The organism is Nocardioides salarius (assembly GCF_016907435.1).
Taxonomy (GTDB): Bacteria; Actinomycetota; Actinomycetes; order Propionibacteriales; family Nocardioidaceae; genus Nocardioides; species Nocardioides salarius.
Map to the genome: position 1 here is coordinate 4125328 of NZ_JAFBBZ010000001.1, position 14505 is coordinate 4139832.

The following is a 14505-nucleotide window of genomic DNA, read 5'->3' on the forward strand; positions in this document are numbered from 1 at the left end:
GGTACCAGTGGGTAGGGTGCGCGCGTGCCGAGCCCGATGACGTCCCGTCCCCGCTCCCGGGCCTTCCGCGCCACGCTGCGCCGGTCGGTGCGGCTGCTGCGGGAGTTCCGCCACGAGCAGGACGACCCGGCGCGCTTCTACACCGCCCTGGCGCAGGACTCCGCCGCCCAGCTGGCCTCCTACACCGACCTGGAGGGCACGGTCCTGCTCGACGTGGGCGGCGGTCCCGGCTACTTCCGCGACGCCTTCGCCGCCGCGGGTGCGACCTACCTGGCACTGGACTCCGACGTCGGCGAGCTGGCCGGCCTGGGCACCATCGCCAACGGCACCGTCGTGGGCAGCGGCATGCAGCTGCCCTTCCGCGACCGCAGCGTCGACGTCTGCTACTCCTCCAACGTGCTCGAGCACGTGCCCGAGCCGTGGACGATGGCCCGCGAGATGGTGCGGGTCACCAGGCCGGGCGGCCTGGTCTTCATCAGCTACACCGTGTGGTTCGGGCCGTGGGGCGGGCACGAGACCGCGCCGTGGCACTACCTCGGTGGCGCCCGGGCCCGACGCCGCTACGCGCGCACCCACGGCCACGAGCCGAAGAACAGGTACGGCGAGTCGCTCTTCGCCGTCACCGTGGGGGCCGGTCTCGACTGGGCGCGGCAGGAGGCCGCCGCCGGCGGCGTGGAGCTGGTCGACCTCAGCCCGCGCTACAACCCCTGGTGGTCACGTTGGCTGCTGCGGGTGCCGGTGCTGCGCGAGGTCGTGACCTGGAACCTCGTGATCGTGCTGCGCCGGCGATGAGCGAGGCCGCCGCGACCGACGGCGGTCGCCTCGGTCTGCGCGTGCTCGCAGGCTGCGCCCTGCTCGTGGGCCTGGCGTTCGTGCAGGACCCGGGGCTGCTGGCCGCCGACACGAAGTTCGACCTCGTCGCGGCGCCGGGCGACTTCCTGGCTCGCGCGCTGCACCTGTGGGACGGCGAGGGGGCGCTGGGGCAGCTGCAGAACCAGGCCTACGGCTACCTGTGGCCGATGGGCAGCTTCTTCTGGCTCGGCGCGCTCCTGGCCGTGCCCGGCTGGGTGGTGCAACGGCTCTGGTGGGGGCTGGTGCTGGCGGTCGCCTTCGCCGGCACCGCCCGGCTGGCCCGTGCCCTGGGTGTGCGCAGCGACCTGGCGTGCCTGGTCGCGGGCGCGGCGTTCGCCCTCTCCCCGCGGGTGCTGACCACGATGGGCCCGATCTCGAGCGAGACCTGGCCCGTCGCCCTGGTCCCGTGGGTGCTGCTGCCGCTGGTCGTGGGTGCCGAGCGTGGCTCGCCGCGCCGGGCCGCGGCGCTCTCGGCGCTGGCGATCAGCCTGGTCGGGGGAGTCAACGCGGCCGCGTCCTTCGCGGTGATCCCGCTCGGGGCGCTGTGGCTGCTGACCCGCACGCCCGGGCCGCGGCGGCGCGCGCTGATGCTCTGGTGGCCGGCCTTCACCCTGCTGGGCACGCTGTGGTGGCTGGTCCCGCTGGCGCTGATGGGCTCCTACAGCCCCCCGTTCCTGGACTACATCGAGTCGGCGTCGGTCACCACGTTCCCCACCACGATCGTCGACGCGCTGCGCGGCACGTCGAACTGGGTGCCCTACGTCGAGGGCGGATCGCGGGCGGGACGTGACCTGTTGACGACGTCGTTCCTGGCGCTGAACTCGGCGGTCGTGCTGGTGCTCGGGCTCGCCGGGCTGATGCTGCGAGACCACCCGCACCGGCGCTTCCTGGGCCTGGGCCTGCTCGTCGGGCTGCTGATGGTCACCGCTGGTCACCTGGGTGCGGTGCAGGGCTGGTTCGCCCCGGCCCTGCAGGTGCAGCTCGACGGGGTGCTGTCGCCGCTGCGCAACGTGCACAAGTTCGACCCCGTGCTGCGGCTGCCGCTGGCCATCGGCCTGGCGCTCAGCCTCGACGCGCTGGTGGCATCGGGGCGCCGAGGTGCGGCCCGTGCCGGCGACGCCCGGACCGCCCGCCTGGTGCGCCTGAACACCGCGACGGCGCTGGCCGTCACGGTGGCGGTCGTCGCCGGGGCCGCCGCCCCGGCGCTCGCCGGCCGCGTCGCACCCGCCGGGGCCGTCCTCGAGGTCCCGGGCTACTGGACCGAGACGGCTGCCTGGCTCGAGGACCAGGAGCGCGAGGAGGGTGATGCGACCGCGCTGCTCGTGCCCGGCTCCACCTTCGCGCGCTACCTGTGGGGCGACCCCGACGACGAGCCGATGCAGTGGCTGGCCGGCACCCGGTGGGCGGTGCGCAACGTCGTGCCGCTCGTGCCCCCCGGGAACATCCGGATGCTCGACGGGATCGAGGCACGCCTGGCGCAGGGCCACGGCTCCCCGGGGCTGGCTGCGTCCCTGCGCCGCGCGGGCCTGCGCTACGTCGTGGTGCGCGGCGACCTCGAGCGCGCCGACGACGCGCCCGACCCGGTCCTGGTGCGCCAGGCCCTGCGCGAGAGCCCAGGGGTCGTCCAGGTGGCCGGCTTCGGGCCGCTGCTGGGCGGGGTCGCGCTGCTCGACCAGGACGACGGTGGGCGGGTGCTCGCGGCCGGCGGCTGGCAGAGCGCCTACCAGGCCGTCGAGGTGTGGGCCGTCACGGACGCCGAGCCCGCGGTCGCGGCCGACGTCACTGCCCTGGTCGCGGCGGGCCCCGAGGACCTCGCCGACCTGGTCGACGCCGGCGCGCTCGACGACCGGCCCGTCGTGCTGGCCGCCGACGTGCCCACCGAGCTGCCCGAGCAGCTGGACGACGTCCCCGTCGTGCTGAGCGACGGGCTGCGCGTGCGTGAGCGCTCCTTCGCCCGCATCCACGACGGCAGCTCGGCCGCACTGGTCGAGGGCGACGTGCGGCGCACCGGCAACCCGGTGCGCGACTACCTGCTCGACGAGGGCGACCGGTGGTCCACCACCGCGCGGCTGGTCGGGGCGGCGTCGCTGTCGGCATCCTCCTCGGCCTCCGACGCCGACTCCCTGGGGAGCATCCGGCGGGGGTCCTCGCCGTGGGCGGCCCTCGACGGCGCCGAGGAGTCGGCGTGGCGCTCGGGGCCCGGTCGCGCGGGCACCGCGTGGTGGCGCCTCGACCTCGAGACCCCGCTCGACCCGAGCACCGTGCGGCTCGTCGGCGGCCCCGACGCCGCCGACGACCAGGAGGTGCAGGTGCGCACCGGCGCGGGCACCTCCGACCCGGTCGAGGTCGGGCCCGGCGAGAGCCGCACGGTCCCGCTCGAGGGCGGCCCGACGTCCTACGTCGAGGTGCGCTCGCTCGAGGCGGACCGGACGCTGAGCCTGGCCGAGGTCCGCATCCCCGGCGTGCAGGTGCGCCGTCCGCTGGTCCTGCCGCTGCTGCCCGAGGCGTGGGGTGCCCCGGACGCCGTGGTGCTGCGCGCCGACAAGGACCACCGGGGCGGGTGCGTGGAGCTCGGCGACGTCGAGCAGGAGCGCAACGAGGTCCGCTGCGTGCAGCGCCGCGTCGTCGAGCCCGAGGAGGCCAGCGGCCTCGACCGGGTGGTGCGCCTGGCCGCCCCGGCCGACTTCTCCGAGGTGGCGCTGCGGGTGCGTCCCCGCGCCGGCGACGCGTTGTCGCGGCTGGTGCTGCAGGGTCGCGCGGTCGGGGTGCAGGCCAGCAGCACGGCCGTGCCGGACCCGCGGGGCTCGGCCCTGGCGGCCCTCGACGGCAACCCCGGCACGACCTGGCTCGCCGACCCCGACGACCCGAGCCCGACCCTGCGGATCTCGTGGCTCGGCGTCGAGCGGGTGCGCTTCCTGCGCCTGCGCACCGACGCCGACGCCGCCGCGGCCACCCCGACCCGGGTGCGGGTGAGCTGGGGTGCGCAGAGCCTCGAGGTCGACCTCGTCGACGGCCGGGCACGCCTGCCGGGTGTCCGCACCGACACGCTGGACGTCGAGGTGCTCGAGACCGAGGACGTCACCGACCTCGGCTTCGACGGGGTGCCGCACCCGGTCGGCGCCGGCATCGGCGAGCTCCGCCTGGGCGGGGTGCCCTACGAGCCGCTGCGTCTCTCGCTCGACCGGCGTCGCTACGCCTGCGGCACCGGGCCCAGCCTGCGCGTCGGAGCGACCACCTGGCGCACCCGCGTCGAGGGGTCCCCGGCGCAGCTGGCGGCGGGCCGCAGCACCGAGGTGGTGCCCTGCGGACCTGGCGCCGGGCCCACGCAGCGGCGGTTGAGCCTGCCCCAGGGCGAGACCACGGTGCGGATGAGCGACACGGCGGCGTTCGCGGTGGAGTCGGTCGTGCTGGGCTCGTTGCCCGAGCCCGCGCCGGGCGCCCTCCTCGACGCCGGCCTCGACCTGGCGCGCTCCCCGGCCGGTCGCGATGTGGGCGAGCCCCCGGGGGACGCGAGGTTGGCCGCGGTGCGGGAGAACACCAACCCCGGCTGGACCGGCGCGCGCGAGGGCGAGGGACTGGTCCCGCTCACGGTCGACGGTTGGCAGCAGGCCTGGCTGCTCCCGCCCGGGTCGGCCGGCCCGCTGGAGCTGCGCTTCGCGCCCGACCGCGCCTACCGCTGGGGCCTGGTGGTCGGGGCGCTGGGCCTGCTGGTGCTGCTGCTCGTGGTCGTCGTGCCGCTGGTGCGCCGCCGCGCGGCCCGCGACGTCGAGCATCCGCCCCTCTCGGCGCGCCAGGCCCGTCCCGCGACGGCGGCGCTCACCGCTGTGCTGGGCGCCGGGCTGCTGGCCGGATGGGCGGGCCTGCTGCTCGCCGTGGTGAGCGTCGGCGTCGTGGTGCTGCTGCGACGCCGTGCGCCCGACTGGGAGCCGTGGCTGCTGGCGCTGCCCGCGTTCGCGGCGGTGGCGGCGTACGCCGCGCGGCCCTGGGGCGACCCGGCCGGCTGGGCCGGGACGCTGGCCTGGCCCGCCTACCTGGTGGTGCTGCCGGTGGCGGCGGTGCTCTTCTCGGCCGGTGCCGCACCGCGGCGGCGCAGGGGATGGACGCTCTTGAGGCGCAGCGCCGGCCGCTCGACGAGGCGGTAGGCCACCTCGGCGGCGACGATGCTGGCCACCAGCGTGAGGGCCCAGATCTGCAGGCCGCGACCGGCGAAGAGCTCCCACCCGGTCGTCCGCATCACCAGGTGCAGCAGCGGCAGGTGCAGGCAGAAGATCCCGTAGGAGACCAGGCCCAGGTGCCGCGCGCCGCGGTTGGTCAGCAGCCGGTCGAAGGTGGTGGCGCCCGCGTCGGGACGGCGCACCCGCAGCACCGCGGGCAGCACCAGCAGAGCGCCCACCGCCGCGTAGAGCAGGTGCTTGGTCAGCGACTGTCCGGCGGTCGGGGCGGCGAGCAGGACCGGCCCGGCCACCGGGGTCGAGGCCACCAGCAGCAGGCCGACCGCCGCGCTCCAGCAGACCCCGGGCTGCGCGGCCAGGCGCGCCAGCAGCGAGACGGGTCGCCCGCCCCGACCACGCACCAGGAGCACCTGGGCCAGGGCCAGCCCGATGCCCGCGGCGAACCAGGTCAGGTAGGCCGGCAGCCACTGCCCGGCGTCGACGTCACGGCCCTCCCCGACGCGCAGCGCGCCGTCGAGGTGCCACCACACGCTGGCCGCCACCATCGCGGCCAGCACCGCCACCGTGCGCCGGACGTCGAGACCGGGTCGGCGCCCGGTCGCCAGGAGCATCAGCAGCGGGAGGAGCAGGTAGAAGTGCACCTCGACCATCAGGCTCCACATGTGGGTCAGGCCCGCCGGGAAGGCGGGGTCGACCATCGAGGAGGACAGCAGCACCGCCGCGGCCCGGTCGCCGGCGCCGAGGGCGGCGTTGGCGTCGATGAACCACAGCGCGGCCAGCACCGCGACCAGGTAGACCGGCACGATGCGCAGGAACCGCTTCCACAGGTAGTGCCCGGTGGCGGGTCGCGCCGAGGCGTCGGCGGCCGCCTGCAGCCACGCCCGCGAGAGCAGGAAGCCGGAGAGCACGAAGAAGAGCGCCACGCCCACGTCGAGACGCGCGAGCAGACGACCGGCGGTGCCGTTGTCGGTGTACTCGCCGCCCCAGAAGGCGGCGTGCGTGGTCAGCACCGCCACGGCACCGACCGCGCGCAGCGCGTCGAGGTGCGGGAACTGCTCGACGACCCGCTCGGGCGGCGGGGTGCTCACAGCGGGTCCCCGGCGACGGCCTCGCCGACCTCGACCACGTCGACGCACAGGGTGGTGCCCGAGCGGAGCCCGCCGAGGGTGACCTGGCCGATCTCCGCCTCCACGCGCCAGAACAGCTCGCCGGGGCCCCGGCGCACCGCAGCGCGCGTCGTGGTGTCCTGCACCGTCACCTCCACCGTGTCGTCGCTCGACGCGGCGAAGCCCAGGTGCACCCACCAGGTGCTGTCGAAGGCCGTGCCGTCGAGGTCGATGGTGACGGGGGAGGGGCCGATCCGCCAACCGCAGCCCTCGTCGGGCCCCGGCGCAGCGTCGACGGCGACGTCGATCTCGGCCCGGTGGGCCCGGCCGGCCTCGTCGAGGACGACCAGGTCGTCGGTGACCTCCGGGAAGCGCAGCCCGGGCACCTGCAGCGGCAGCAGCCGCAGCGTCGTGTTGGCCGGGAACTGGTAGCCGGGCACCACCTGGGGCGGCACGACCTGGTCGGCCAGGTCGAGGCTGCCCCGGCCTGCGAGTGTCTCGCGGGCCGTCTGCAGGTAGGCCTCGCCGGGGTTGTCCTGGTGCCAGGTGCGCACGTAGGCCGCCGAGCTCAGCACGCCGCCGAGCAGCACCGCAGTGACCGCCAGCGCCCCGGCGACGCGCGCCGCGGGGCGCGGTGGGGCGGGCAGCCGCTCGAGCAGTGCCGGCCGAGGCGAGCGCGGCTCGCTGGAGCCGACCGCTCCCTCGACCCGGGTGGTGGCCAGCACCAGCGCCAGCAGCGCCACCGGCAGCACGTCGGTGAGGTAGCGGTACTCCAGGCCCACCACCCCGCCGACGACCTGGGCCCGGCTGGTCAGGACCAGCACGTACGCCACGAGGGCGTAGCCGGCCAGCAGCACCCACGCCCGGCCGGTGCGCCGGCGCAGCAGCGACAGCCCTGCCACGCACGAGACCAGCACCACCCAGGTCAGCGCGACCGCCCACCCCGGCGGGTCGGCGTACGACGTCGGGGGGTTGCTGGCCTCCCAGCGCCAGGGCCCGCCGAGCAGGCCCACGGGCAGCGTCGAGCCCAGCATCGACCACGCCAGGTCGTCGCCGACGGCCTCGCCGGTCTGCGACTCGACGAAGACCTGCGGCACCTGGGTCAGGTAGTAGGCGCTGAAGGCGACGCCCACGGTGCCGAGCAGCGCGGCGGCGCGCCAGTGCCCGGCCACCGCGCTGCGGACCCGCCGCCAGGGGCCGCCCTCGGTGAACCAGCCGAGCAGCAGGGCGGCCAGCACCAGCGGGACCAGGACGGCCTTGACGTAGGCCAGCAGCCCCAGGACCACGAGTGCGGCGGTCGCGGCCAGCCAGCGGCCGCGCCCGGTGCGCAGGTGCAGGACCCACGTGGCGACCGCACCCATGAGCACCGCCTGCAGCGGCAGCTGGTTGAGCGCGGCCGCCCACCACATCGTGGCGGGCAGCGCGATGACGGAGGTCTGGTGCAGCGCCAGGAGCACCACGACGCGCCAGCGCGCACCGACCAGCACCAGGAGCATGGCGGCGCAGGCCACCCCGGCGAGCACGTGCAGGGTCAGCGTGGTCGCGGCGGCCGCGGCCCACCGGTCCGGCTCGGCGGTCGAGACCAGCCAGGCCAGGGCGCGTCCCAGCGGCATCAGCTGGGAGTCGAAGGGGTCTAGGAGCTGGCGCGGGGAGCGCGCGCCCAACGCGTCGCGCACCAGGCGGTGGTCGTCGGTGTAGAACCACGAGCCGTGCAGCGCCCAGCCGCGGGACAGCGCCCCGGCCACGAGCACGGCGGCGCAGGCGAGCAGGACCCGGACGCGTGCGGTGGTGGTGGCCTGGGCGGGCTCGGCGGCAGTCAGCGGCACGGCGAGAGTGTGTCACCGGCGCACGGGTTTGTGACGATTGCCACGAAAACGGCTACTCGGCAGTACGCTGCGCTCACACATCGTTCTCTGGGGAGGGAAATTCGTGCGCAAGATTCTAGGACCGGTCCTGCTCGGACTCGGCGGCTTTCTGTTGATCGCCGGTCTGCTGGGGCTCGTCTGGGCACCTGGCGTCGTCGAGAAGACCCCGATCCAGGTCGAGACCATCACCATGCTCGAGGGCCAGGCCGGCAAGCTCGACACCTCGACCGGAGACCTGGTCGACAACCCGATCTTCGCCATCAGCGACACCCGCACCGACACCGAGCTGTCCGACGACGACGCCGTCGCGTGGCTCTCGACCTCGTGCGTGATGATCGACCGCGGGGGCGACCGGGTGTGCGACGAGGACTCCGAGGACCTGATCACGGCCTCCGTCGACATCTTCGCCACCGACCGCGTGACCGCCCTGGCCGACAACGAGACCCTCGACCTGCCCGCCGACGCGGTGCCCCACGACGGCCTGGTCAACAAGTGGCCCTTCGGCGCCGAGCAGGAGACCTACCCCTACTGGGACGGCACCGTCGGCCAGGCCGTCGACGCCGCCTACGACCGCACCGAGTCGATCGAGGGCACCGAGACCTACGTCTACCGTGTCGAGATCGACGAGGCGCCCATCGAGGTCGCCGAGGGCGTGCCGGGCACCTACACGACCGTCAAGGAGATCTTCGTCGAGCCGCAGACCGGCGCGATCCTCAACCAGACCGAGGACCAGCAGCGCTACCTCGCCGACGGCACCCCGGCGCTCGACCTCCAGCTCGCCTTCACCGACGAGCAGGTCGCCCAGGGCGTCGACGACAACGCCGGTGACCGGCAGCTGCTGACCCTGGTCACCACGGTCCTGCCGATCGTCGGGTTCGTCGGGGGCGCGATCTGCCTCGTCGCCGGGCTGCTCCTGCTGCGTGGCCGCTCCAGGACCACGACCCACAGCCGCAAGCAGGACCTCGTCGGCGCCGGTCGCTGACCCGTTCCACCCACCGGCCCTGGTGGTCGACCCGCGTTCAGCGCAGGTCGGCCACCAGGATCGCTGTTCCAGGGGTCAGTCGGCCCCGCACGCCCGACCAGCCGCCCCACACGCGCTCGTGGTGCTCGGGCCACTCGGGCTCGAGCAGGCGTGCCAGCGCGAACCCGGCTCCGGCCAGCAGACCGACCCAGTCGCCCAGCGTGCGGTGGTGCTCGACGTAGCTCACCTCGCCCGTCGCGTCGTCGACCTCGACGTAGGGGGTGCGGTCCCAGTAGGACTGCGAGGCCACGAGGCCGGCCTCGCCGGGGTCGTCGGGGAACATCCACCGGGTCGGGTGGGTGATGGAGAAGGCGAAGCGCCCGCCCGGTCGCAGCACCCGGGCGGTCTCGCTCACGGCCTCGTCGATGTCGGCGACGAACTGCAGCGCCCCGAACGAGCTGAACACCACGTCGAAGGAGTCGTCGCGGAAGGGCAGCGCCGTGGCGGTGGCCAGGACCGAGGGCACGGCCACGTCGGTGGCAGCGTCGATGCGGCGTGAGTGCTGCAGCTGGCGGTGCGACAGGTCGAGCCCGAAGGAGCGTCCGCCCGCCGCCCGTACCCAGCGCGAGCACTGACCGGCCCCGGAGCCGACCTCGAGCACGTCGCGGCCCTCGAGGTCGCCCAGCACCCCGGCCTCGGCCTCCGTGAGGCCCTCGGGGCCCCACACGAAGCCGACGTCGCCGAGGAACTCGCCGTGGGTGGCCTGGTAGTCGTCGGCGTAGCGGTCCCAGTCGGGCCCGTTGGCGCGGCGCGACTCCGCCTCGTCGACCGCGCGCCGCTCGGCACGCACCGGCGCCTGAGGCGGGTGGTCGCGGGAGTCGGGGGTGACCGGGGGACGACCCGGCGGCTGGACGGTCACGGGCCGAGCGGGGTCGGCTTGCGCCGCGACATCGGGAAGCGGCCGGCGAGGTCGCCGAGCGGGCCGACGGCACGGCCGAGCGCGTCGGCGGACGACGACAGCGTCGGGACCACCGCGGCCAGCTCGGCGAGCCGCGGCTGGATCGCCTCCAGGGTGGCGCCGAGCTGGACGAGCTGGTCGAGGGCGCCGTCCTCGGCGAGCAGCCGGTCGAGGGAGCCCCCCGGCGCCAGCAGCCGGTCGACCGGGCCCCCCTCGACGAGCAGCCGGTCGACGACGCCGTCCCGCGCCAGCATCCGCCCCAGCGGGCGGTCGGGCGCCATCAGCTCGTTGACGGCCCCGGCCAGCCGCATCGGCCCGTGCTCGTCGGTCAGCAGGTCGGTGAGCTGCTGGGCGTAGCCCCGCTCGCCGATCACGCGCAGCAGCAGGTCGGCGTACCCGCCCGGGCGTCGCAGCGGCCCGTCGGGCGAGGCCAGGACGCCCAGGGCGAGCGTGGTGCGGGTCGCGGCGACGCTGACGCGCCACGGCAGGAGCGCGGCCTCGCGGAGCGCCGGCGGCAGGGGGAGCAGCATGGGTCAACCGTACGGTCACGCGCGCCCCCGTGGGTGTCGACGTGGCAGCATCCGGGCCGTGGACACCCCAGAGTCGAGCCCCGCCCCGGACTTCGCCTCGCTTCGTCCCCTCGAGGGAGGCTGGTCGGGGGAGACGTTCGTGGCCGAGGCCGGCGGTGAGCGCACGGTGGTGCGGATCTACGCGGGACGGCGCGGCCCCGAGGCGCCCGCCGTCGACGCCGCCGTGCTCGCGCTCGCCGCCGGCGTGGTGCCGGGGGTGCCTCCCGTCCTCGAGGTGCGCCGGGCCGACCCCGACCAGGGGCTGCCGGGGCTCCTGGTGACCGGCTTCCTGCCCGGGGAGCGGGGCGACCTGCTGCTCCCGCGCCTCGACGACGCGGGGGCCGCGGCCGCCGGCGAGGCGCTGGGACGGGTGCTGGCCGCGCTGGCCGGCGCGGCGCTGCCCCGCGGGGGAGCCTTCGTCGACCCCGCGCTGACGATCGGCCCGCACCCGGCGCCGTACGACGTCGATGGTCTGGACGAGCTGGTCGAGGTGATGGTGCAGGCGCCGGGGTCGCGGCTGCCCGACCTCGGCCTGCCGGCGCTGGACACCCTGGCCGGCCTGGCCCGCGAGGCGCAGGACCTGCTCGACGAGGTGCCGCAGCACTGCCTGGTGCACAGCGACCTGAACCCCAAGAACCTGCTGCTGCGCCGGCACGAGGGCGCCGAGCCCCGCGTCGAGGTCACCGGGGTGCTCGACTGGGAGTTCGCCCACGCCGGCCACCCGTTCACCGACCTGGGCAACCTGCTGCGCTTCGACCGGCGCCCGGCCTTCCACGACGTCGTGCTGGCGACGTACGCCGACCTGCGCGGCCTCGACGCCCGGCGGGCGCTCGACCTGGCCCGGGCCGCCGACCTGCCGGCGCTGGTGGAGCTGGCCTCACGTGCGGGCGCGAACCCGGTGTGCGACCGCGCCGCGGTGCGGCTGCGTGCCATCATCGCGAGTGGTGACCTGCACGCGACCGAGGACTGAGCTGCTCGGCGCCCTGCCGCGCGGGTGCCCGCCTGGTTGGACGGGCGTGTGACGCGCGGCGTACGCTGTTGCAGCGCCTGGAGTCTGCCTGCGTCCCATACGGAGCGGACCTGGCTCATCGCCTGTCCTGACCTCGTCGGTCGGGGTCGCCGCAGCCGCACCGCATCATGGGTGCCGCCGCGTCGACGGTGGTGGAAGAGGACCCCTCGCGCACGTCCGCACGATTCCTGACCACGTGAAGGTTCCACTTCCCTTATGACGAGCACCATCTCCACTCTTCCTGACTACGACGCGCCGCAGATCGCGATCAACGACATCGGGTCGGAAGAGGACTTCCTCGCCGCGATCGACGCGACCATCAAGTACTTCAACGACGGCGACATCGTCGACGGCACCATCGTCAAGGTGGACCGCGACGAGGTCCTGCTGGACATCGGCTACAAGACCGAGGGCGTCATCCCCTCGCGCGAGCTGTCGATCAAGCACGACGTCGACCCCAACGAGGTCGTCGCCGTCGGCGACAAGGTCGAGGCCCTCGTCCTCCAGAAGGAGGACAAGGAAGGCCGTCTGATCCTGTCCAAGAAGCGCGCGCAGTACGAGCGGGCCTGGGGCACCATCGAGCAGGTCAAGGAGGAGGACGGCGTCGTCGAGGGCACCGTCATCGAGGTCGTCAAGGGCGGCCTCATCCTCGACATCGGCCTGCGCGGCTTCCTGCCCGCCTCGCTGGTGGAGATGCGCCGCGTCCGCGACCTGCAGCCCTACGTGGGCCAGACGCTCGAGGCGAAGATCATCGAGCTCGACAAGAACCGCAACAACGTGGTCCTGTCCCGTCGCGCCTGGCTCGAGCAGACCCAGTCCGAGGTCCGCCACGGCTTCCTCACCCAGCTGCAGAAGGGCCAGATCCGCAAGGGTGTCGTGTCCTCGATCGTCAACTTCGGTGCCTTCGTGGACCTCGGTGGCGTCGACGGCCTCGTGCACGTCTCGGAGCTGTCCTGGAAGCACATCGACCACCCCTCCGAGGTCGTGGCCGTGGGCGACGAGGTCACCGTCGAGGTCCTCGATGTCGACATGGACCGCGAGCGGGTCTCGCTGTCGCTCAAGGCGACGCAGGAGGACCCCTGGCAGCACTTCGCCCGGACCCACCAGATCGGTCAGATCGTGCCCGGCAAGGTCACCAAGCTGGTGCCCTTCGGCTCGTTCGTCCGCGTCGAGGAGGGCATCGAGGGCCTGGTGCACATCTCCGAGCTCGCCGAGCGTCACGTCGAGATCCCCGAGCAGGTCGTCCAGGTCAACGACGACGTCATGGTCAAGATCATCGACATCGACCTCGAGCGTCGCCGGATCTCGCTGTCGCTCAAGCAGGCCAACGAGACCGCTGCCGCGTCGGACGTCGAGGAGTTCGACCCGACGCTGTACGGCATGACCGCGACCTACGACGAGCAGGGCAACTACGTCTACCCCGAGGGCTTCGACCCCGAGACGGGCGAGTGGCTCGAGGGCTTCGACGACCAGCGCGCCGTCTGGGAGGAGCAGTACGCCAAGGCGCACGCTCGCTGGGAGGCCCACGTCAAGCAGCAGGCCGAGGCCAAGGTGGCCGAGGTCGAGGCCGGCGAGGCCACCTCGTACTCCAGCGGTGGCAGCACCAGCACCGACGAGGTCGAGGGTGTCGAGACCGACGGCGGCTCGCTCGCCTCGGACGAGGCGCTGCAGGCGCTGCGTGAGAAGCTCACCGGCGGCGGCAACTGACCCGGCTGAGACCCAGCCGGTCGGCGCCACGCTGACCTGACGACGAGGGCCCGGTCACCGAGAGGTGACCGGGCCCTCGTTGCGTCCGCGGCGCGGGCTCAGTGGTACCAGGAGCCGGAGTGGTCGAAGGGCTCGTCCGGGTGGCTGCGCGGCGGGCGGTAGTCGGTGTGGAAGAAGGGGTCGTCGGCGTCGATGACCTCGAGGAGCGCCAGTGCGACGCCCGTGACCAGCAGGACCAGGGTGATGAAGAAGAGTAGTTCGCTCATGGCAGCAATCATGCGCCTGCCTTGATCCTGCCAACAGTGGCAGAGATGTCAGGCGTCGACGTTTTCCTGCCATCCGTGACACACTGGGCCGATGCTCAGCAACGTCGCCGTCCTCGTCTACGACGGGGTCGCGCCCTTCGAGCTCGGTGTCGTCTGCGAGGCGTTCGGAGTCGACCGGCGAGACGACGGCGTGCCCCTGGTCGACTTCGCCGTGTGTGCGCCGCGACCAGGACAGGTCGCGACGGACGCCGGCTTCTCGATCCTGGTCGAGCACGGGCTGGACCGGCTGGAGCAGGCCGACCTCGTCTGCGTCCCGGCGATGCCACGCACGCCCGGCCTGCCGGAGGGCGTCGCCGGAGCGCTGCAGCGCGTGGTAGCTCGCGGCGCGCGCGTGCTCTCGGTCTGCTCGGGGGCCTTCACGCTCGGGGAGGCAGGGCTCCTCGACGGCCGCGCCTGCACCACGCACTGGCGACACACGGCCGAGCTCGCCGAGCGGTTCCCGCTGGCGCAGGTGGTGCCCGAGGTCCTGTACGTCGACGCCGGCCAGGTCGTGACCGGCGCCGGCACCGCGGCCGGCATCGACGCCTGCCTGCACCTGTGGCGCCAGGAGCACGGTTCCCGGGTCGCCGGAGCGGTCGCCAGAAGGATGGTGGTGGCCCCGCAGCGCGACGGGGGACAGGCGCAGTTCATCGCGCGGGCCGTGCCCGACTGTGAGGCCGAGACGCTGGGCCCGCTGCTGACGTGGATCGTGGAGCACCTCGACGAGGAGCTGGGTGTCGATGCCCTCGCGCGCCGGGCGTTGATGTCACCGCGGACGTTCGCACGGCGCTTCCGCGAGGAGACCGGTACCACCCCGCACAGCTGGGTGACCCACCAGCGGGTGGCCGCCGCGGAGGAGCTGCTCGAGCGCAGCGACCTGGGCGTCGAGCAGATCGCCGCCAGGGTCGGCTTCGGCAACGCGGCGACCTTGCGCCAGCAGTTCAGCCGGGTGCGGGGGATCAGTCCTCAGCAGTACCGGCGCCAGTTCGCCTGCTGAGGCC

11 protein-coding genes are annotated in these 14505 nt (G+C 74.3%); 6 read left to right on the forward strand and 5 right to left on the reverse strand.

From position 1 onward, the window contains the following. Positions 1 to 24 precede the first annotated feature (24 nt). Both JOE61_RS19800 and JOE61_RS19805 read left to right on the forward strand, forming a co-directional pair. Positions 25 to 792, forward strand: coding sequence for a class I SAM-dependent methyltransferase (locus tag JOE61_RS19800; protein WP_307823116.1), 768 nt, complete (start codon positions 25 to 27; stop codon positions 790 to 792). Then, positions 789 to 4994 carry an alpha-(1->3)-arabinofuranosyltransferase domain-containing protein gene (locus JOE61_RS19805; protein ID WP_193670277.1) on the forward strand — a complete coding sequence of 1402 codons (4206 nt, stop codon included), beginning with the start codon at positions 789 to 791 and terminating at the stop codon, positions 4992 to 4994. Before JOE61_RS19800 ends, JOE61_RS19805 begins: the two co-directional genes overlap by 4 nt. Here the strand turns inward: JOE61_RS19805 and JOE61_RS19810 are convergent. Continuing rightward, complete coding sequence (locus tag JOE61_RS19810) at positions 4880 to 6112, reverse strand: acyltransferase family protein (protein WP_193670278.1); 1233 nt, start codon at positions 6110 to 6112, stop codon at positions 4880 to 4882. The two genes, JOE61_RS19805 and JOE61_RS19810, sit on opposite strands and share 115 nt — an antisense overlap. Continuing rightward, entirely contained in the window at positions 6109 to 7956 is a 1848-nt protein-coding gene (locus JOE61_RS19815) for a chalcone isomerase family protein (RefSeq protein WP_193670279.1), read from the reverse strand. The genes JOE61_RS19810 and JOE61_RS19815 overlap by 4 nt, the downstream gene beginning before the upstream one ends. A 103-nt stretch (positions 7957 to 8059) precedes the next feature. On the opposite strand from JOE61_RS19815, the gene JOE61_RS19820 reads away from it, so the two are divergent. Next, complete coding sequence (locus JOE61_RS19820; RefSeq protein WP_193670280.1) at positions 8060 to 8977, forward strand: PorA family protein; 918 nt, start codon at positions 8060 to 8062, stop codon at positions 8975 to 8977. Between the two features lie 37 nt (positions 8978 to 9014). Here the strand turns inward: JOE61_RS19820 and JOE61_RS19825 are convergent, their stop codons facing one another. Then, on the reverse strand, positions 9015 to 9875 hold the full coding sequence (locus tag JOE61_RS19825; protein WP_307823117.1) for a class I SAM-dependent methyltransferase: 861 nt from the start codon (positions 9873 to 9875) through the stop codon (positions 9015 to 9017). Continuing rightward, positions 9872 to 10444 carry a hypothetical protein gene (locus JOE61_RS19830; protein WP_193670281.1) on the reverse strand — a complete coding sequence of 191 codons (573 nt, stop codon included), beginning with the start codon at positions 10442 to 10444 and terminating at the stop codon, positions 9872 to 9874. Before JOE61_RS19830 ends, JOE61_RS19825 begins: the two co-directional genes overlap by 4 nt. 58 nt (positions 10445 to 10502) lie before the next feature. Here JOE61_RS19830 and JOE61_RS19835 point away from each other — a divergent pair, with 58 nt between their 5' ends. Beyond that, complete coding sequence (locus JOE61_RS19835; protein ID WP_307823118.1) at positions 10503 to 11453, forward strand: phosphotransferase family protein; 951 nt, start codon at positions 10503 to 10505, stop codon at positions 11451 to 11453. A gap of 255 nt (positions 11454 to 11708) precedes the next feature. Then, the gene (gene rpsA / locus JOE61_RS19840; RefSeq protein ID WP_193670283.1) at positions 11709 to 13199 is read left to right on the forward strand and encodes a 30S ribosomal protein S1; all 1491 of its coding nucleotides are present in this window, start codon (positions 11709 to 11711) and stop codon (positions 13197 to 13199) included. 98 nt (positions 13200 to 13297) lie between these two features. On the opposite strand, the gene JOE61_RS19845 is transcribed toward rpsA, so the two are convergent. Next, positions 13298 to 13465 carry a hypothetical protein gene (locus tag JOE61_RS19845; protein ID WP_193670284.1) on the reverse strand — a complete coding sequence of 56 codons (168 nt, stop codon included), beginning with the start codon at positions 13463 to 13465 and terminating at the stop codon, positions 13298 to 13300. 91 nt (positions 13466 to 13556) lie between these two features. Here JOE61_RS19845 and JOE61_RS19850 point away from each other — a divergent pair, with 91 nt between their 5' ends. After that, positions 13557 to 14501 (forward strand): helix-turn-helix domain-containing protein, encoded by a 945-nt coding sequence (locus JOE61_RS19850; protein WP_193670285.1) that lies wholly within the window; start codon positions 13557 to 13559, stop codon positions 14499 to 14501. Positions 14502 to 14505: the final 4 nt, after the last annotated feature.